At 29.4% G+C, this 4,558-nt stretch carries 4 protein-coding genes and 1 pseudogene; all 5 read right to left on the bottom strand.

Annotation, left to right across the window (positions count from 1 at the left end):
• Positions 1-673, bottom strand: a pseudogene (locus T390_RS0103440) (hypothetical protein); the annotation flags it as partial.
• Positions 663-2,123 carry a hypothetical protein gene (locus T390_RS0103435; protein WP_027335086.1) on the bottom strand — a complete coding sequence of 487 codons (1,461 nt, stop codon included), beginning with the start codon at positions 2,121-2,123 and terminating at the stop codon, positions 663-665. The gene T390_RS0103435 and the pseudogene T390_RS0103440, both read right to left, overlap by 11 nt.
• 7 nt (positions 2,124-2,130) lie before the next feature.
• A complete protein-coding gene (locus T390_RS0103430) occupies positions 2,131-3,006 on the bottom strand; it encodes a hypothetical protein (RefSeq protein WP_027335085.1) in 876 nt (291 codons plus the stop codon).
• Between the two features lie 12 nt (positions 3,007-3,018).
• Positions 3,019-3,549, bottom strand: a complete 531-nt coding sequence (locus T390_RS0103425; RefSeq protein ID WP_027335084.1) for a hypothetical protein — start codon at positions 3,547-3,549, stop codon at positions 3,019-3,021.
• Between the two features lie 38 nt (positions 3,550-3,587).
• On the bottom strand, positions 3,588-4,558 hold a 971-nt coding region (locus T390_RS04195), incomplete at its 5' end, for a hypothetical protein (RefSeq protein ID WP_036436290.1).

Raw genomic sequence — 4,558 nt, 5'->3', positions numbered from 1 at the left:
GTATATTGCTTATATCTAAAATAAAACTATTATTTAAATTATTATTTAATTCATTTAATTGGCTTTTAGTTCTTTCAATAGCTTCAGCAATTTTATTTATTTCTTGAGTCTGTTGTTCATTTATTTCGTTAGAAATATTTAACTTACCAATAAGGCCATTAATTTCATCTAATAATTTTAATTTATTAGTTACAAAATTATAAAGTTGTTGACGTTCCTGACGGTCTACGGTTTCATATTCGCACTGCGTTAAAAATGCAATAGTTTCAGAATTTAACAAATCACTGTATGAGTTGAATCTTTTTCCTTCAACACTTAGCGAAAAATTCTGTGACATTCAAACGTCTCTATTAGAAAAGTCAGGGATGTAATTATTGTTTAAGCGATATTTTAACTCGTATAAAACTGCAAGCCTAAAATTTAAATAGCATTGTTCACCTAATATGTTTTTAGTTTCTTCTGCATCGCATTCATAAACTAAATAACTAACCCTTTGATTAAGAAATAAGTCACATGTTATTAAAATGTCATTAACTAACTTATTAAAAAAATCTATTTCAGTAATATTTGGGTTTATATCTAAAACTTTATTAGGTATATCCAAGCGTTCGCCATAATAATAGTTATTTTTAAAGTCTTCTAATGTTATATTAAACTGTTCTTTATTTAACACCTTTTGCCCTCCTTTGTTTTAATGTTTTAATTTTTATTTTTTGTCCTTGATAGCTAGAAACGTAAGAATTATCTAAAGTCCCAGCTATCTTATTGCGTCAAGCTGTTTTATGTCCTATATCTAACCCTTTTTTAATTGCATAATATGAGTTCCCTGTTATTGAACTTTTAAAAGATTGAACTAATGGGTCAATAAATTTAAAATTAGGTTTTTTAAGCATCCCCTCTTTAAATCCTTCTACCAGTTCATTACCTAAGTTATTCCATTTATTTTTATTTACATTTTTTATACTTTTAACAATATACTCTAGTGACTTAAATGTATAGTTAAAATTTGAAATAAAACGGGTGAATAAAGGCATTTTACTTTTTAGGCTATATTGACCAAAATTACGCAAAAACTTCCCCACTTCTCAACCTCAGGCGAAATTTTTAAGGTAATACTTTCCTGCACTTGGTGACTGTATTAAATTCATAATATGGCTATAACTTTTTTGGACTAATAAAACAGGTTTTTTGTTGTTTGTGGTTTCTGGTCTAAATGTTAATAACGCATTTACTACGCTAGTATTTCACGGGTTATAAGCTTTATAAATCTTTAGGCTATAAAGTCAGTGAGAATTTAAAGCTATATTTTTCTGTGCTTCTTCCACTGTTTTGGCAGTTCCTTTTATTACTCTTTTAGTTATATTTTTAACCTTCGAGTCTATTCAATTGTTTCAGGTATTCGACACCGCTTTTCAAGGTTTATCTGTAAGTTTTTGGACTAATTTGCGGGCTGCATATCTTGGCGAGAGTATTAACGTGCTAGCGACACGCACGTTATGCATTATTTTAGAGGCTTTAGCGAGGTTCTGGGATTGTTGTAATATATTTTTATTACCTATAAATTTGTTTGCCTCTAATAGCGTTTTATTCATTTGTTTAAAATTATCATTTATCTTTTTAAAAGCTAAATTATTAGCGGAGTAATTTGTGATAGTGTCATCTATATTATTAACTATGTTATTAACGCCATAATAATTTAGTTTATTCGCTTGTTGTTTAACTGTATCGGCAAGCGATTTATTAGATAATTTTAAATTATCGGCAAACCCTAAAACTTTATTACCTTTTACAAAATTGCTGACTCTTCTTAATCCTTTTAATACAAACGGGATTAAGTTCATACCTGCAGAAATTAAAAATTCATCTGCTTGAAAATCTCCATAGTTCTCAATTAAGTTTGCAATAGCATCTATTAAGGTATTAAGCCCCCAATCCACTAACATACCAACACCAGGAGCAACAACATTAACGGCTTCACTGATAAAACTTGCTCCAATAGATAAAACCAGCCTACTAATATTTAAAAACCAGCGACCAAGCGCTGGGAGTTTCCTTTTTGTCTTAGGTTTTTCGCTGGCCTTTAATGTATAAAAATCATTTTTTATGGATGACAGTAAAACCATAATTATTCTATTGTTTTGCTATTGCTTTAATGCATGAAGTATAAGCAACTCCGAACAAGTTCATAGCTTCATAATACATAGCTGTGTCATTTGTTGGGACTAATGTTGTAATGTTTGCGGCGTTTACGTTTACCATACTTGCGGCGGTGAAAGTTGTGGCAATAATTGCGTCAAATTCATTAAGGTATGGATTCGCAACAACTTTATAACCTCCAATAGTTGCGATTGCTCCTGCACCGTTTTGGGCTACTTGTTCGGCGTAGTTTCCAATAATTAAGTCAGATGCCAATTTATTGAATACTTCATCTTTAACAAAAATAATAATTTTAGATTTTTGGACTCTGCTAATTCCTTCGGTTATATTTTTTGTTTTCGATACTTCAATAGCTTGTTTAACTAATTCTTGTCAAATTTCTTTCCCTGTTTTAGTTGTATAGTTAAATACTACTTTTTGATTTGTTAGAGTTTTTACTTTTGTCTCGAATTCTGTTCAAGCTTCTGACTCTGTTAATTCTATAAAATCGCTTTGTGCTCTTTCTAATTTAATAGCTGCGGCATTTGGTAAGCCTAAAGCTTCATCAGCTGCTGAAAATCCAAGAGCTTGGAATTTTGGTTTGTTTCAGTTAAATGTAACTGGGTCTAATTTTGGTGCTTTAACTTCTGAAATTCCTACTTTTGTTTTTTCTTCAAAAGTTTGGCCGATATTTCTTAAAAATGTAACTGTAGACTTGTTTACGTCCATAACCGGCAAGTCTGTACCCAATAAACCAATTAATAATTCATTGGCTGCAATGTTTGAAATTTGTGCAAGTTCTGACTCTTTAAGCGATAAATTTGACTCGTTTGCTTTTTTAGCAAAAATTGCTTCAGTGTATTTACTCATTTTATTCTCCTGTTATAAAATTCTTCTGCTCCCAAATGTAAAACGTTCGACTCCTGTAGTTTGTTGTTCGTCTTTCGTTATTGTTTCAGGTTTTACAATTTCAGGGGTTTCATTATGTTTAGAGGCATATTTTTTTACTGATTCAGCCAAATTATTTAAATCAATCTCTTCTGCAGTAAGGTTTTCAAAAGTATAATCTGGCTTATAATTCAAGTTTTTCCATTCACTTATAAACGCGTTTTTAATTTGTGTAGTTATTTGTTCATTTGATGACTTCAAGGAGTTTAATAAATTAATTTGTTCGTTTATTGTATTGTTTTTTTCGTTTAGTTGTTCAGTAAGTGAATCGATTTCCTTCATTTTATTTTGAACTTTATTTTTTATATATGTCTCTAATTCTTCTTTAGTTTGGAAAAGTCCATAAAAACCGAGGTTTTTGGCGATAGCTTTCGAATCGGCTTCATCAGCTGTTCCAAGTTTTTCGCGTGCTTCTTCTTCGGTAATGCCAAAAGTTGAAGCTATTTTTTTATAAAATTCATTCATTTTATTCTCCGACTTTAAGGGCAACAGTTCCCATTGTTTTAAATGTAAATATTATTTATTATTAACTGGCAAGATTTAGCGGGGTCTGTTGTTTTCATTATTTTTATAATTTCAGAACTATTTGCGTCTTCTAGCTCTAAATATTTATTTAAAAATGCACCAGTTAAAACTAACTTACTAGAATTATTTAATTCTAAAGTTTTTAATGTGTTTCCAGTTATTCCAAAAATGTCAATAGCTGGCAAGGTTATAAAACTGCTTATTTTTTTATTATTTTCTTCATATGTTGAATAAATAACTGTCGCATAAAACAGTTTTAAAGTTATGTGTGTGCTATACATCTCTGCAGGTGTTTCAACTCTAACACGGGACATATGAGCCCCTATTTCTAAAGTTATAGAAGTATTTTCTAATTTCTTGCCTTGAGATTCCTCTATATTCGTGAAACTACTCAAATAATTTTGAATATTACCAGGGTTATTTTTTAATGTGTTTCATAAAATCTGTTCCGATGGTTTAACTCTTTTATTAAATTCATAAATTACCGGAGTTATTTCAATAGCTTTAATAGCATAATTATTTATGTTATTCTCACGAAAGTAATTTATAGCCTTCGCATAAATATATTCCTTAGTAATAACTTTATTTTTTAAACTTGAATATTCTGATATTCTCCCCTCTTTACCCTTTAAAGTTTCAAATTCTTCCGGGTTCATTCAGAACGTTTTACGTTGTGGAATTGTTCACTCTTGAGGAGTTTCAGGCATTATAAAATTAAAGTTATCACTATAAAAATAAGTTAAATATTTCTGATTATTTTCGTTTAGTTTATTTAAATCTGTATCGATATCAACAGGGTTAATAGTGCTTTTAATTCTATCGAGATAATAATTAATTTTAGAGTTTAAAATGTTTATTTTTTTGTTTTTTATTTCAAACTCGTAAAATTCGCTTTTTAAATAAATATCGTCATTAATATAATCAAAATAAAACGGTAATATATTTTTAT

The organism is Mycoplasmopsis felifaucium ATCC 43428, assembly GCF_000687775.1.
GTDB lineage: Bacteria > Bacillota_I > Bacilli_A > Mycoplasmatales > Metamycoplasmataceae > Mycoplasmopsis > Mycoplasmopsis felifaucium.
This window is presented reverse-complemented; position numbering and strand designations above follow the sequence as displayed.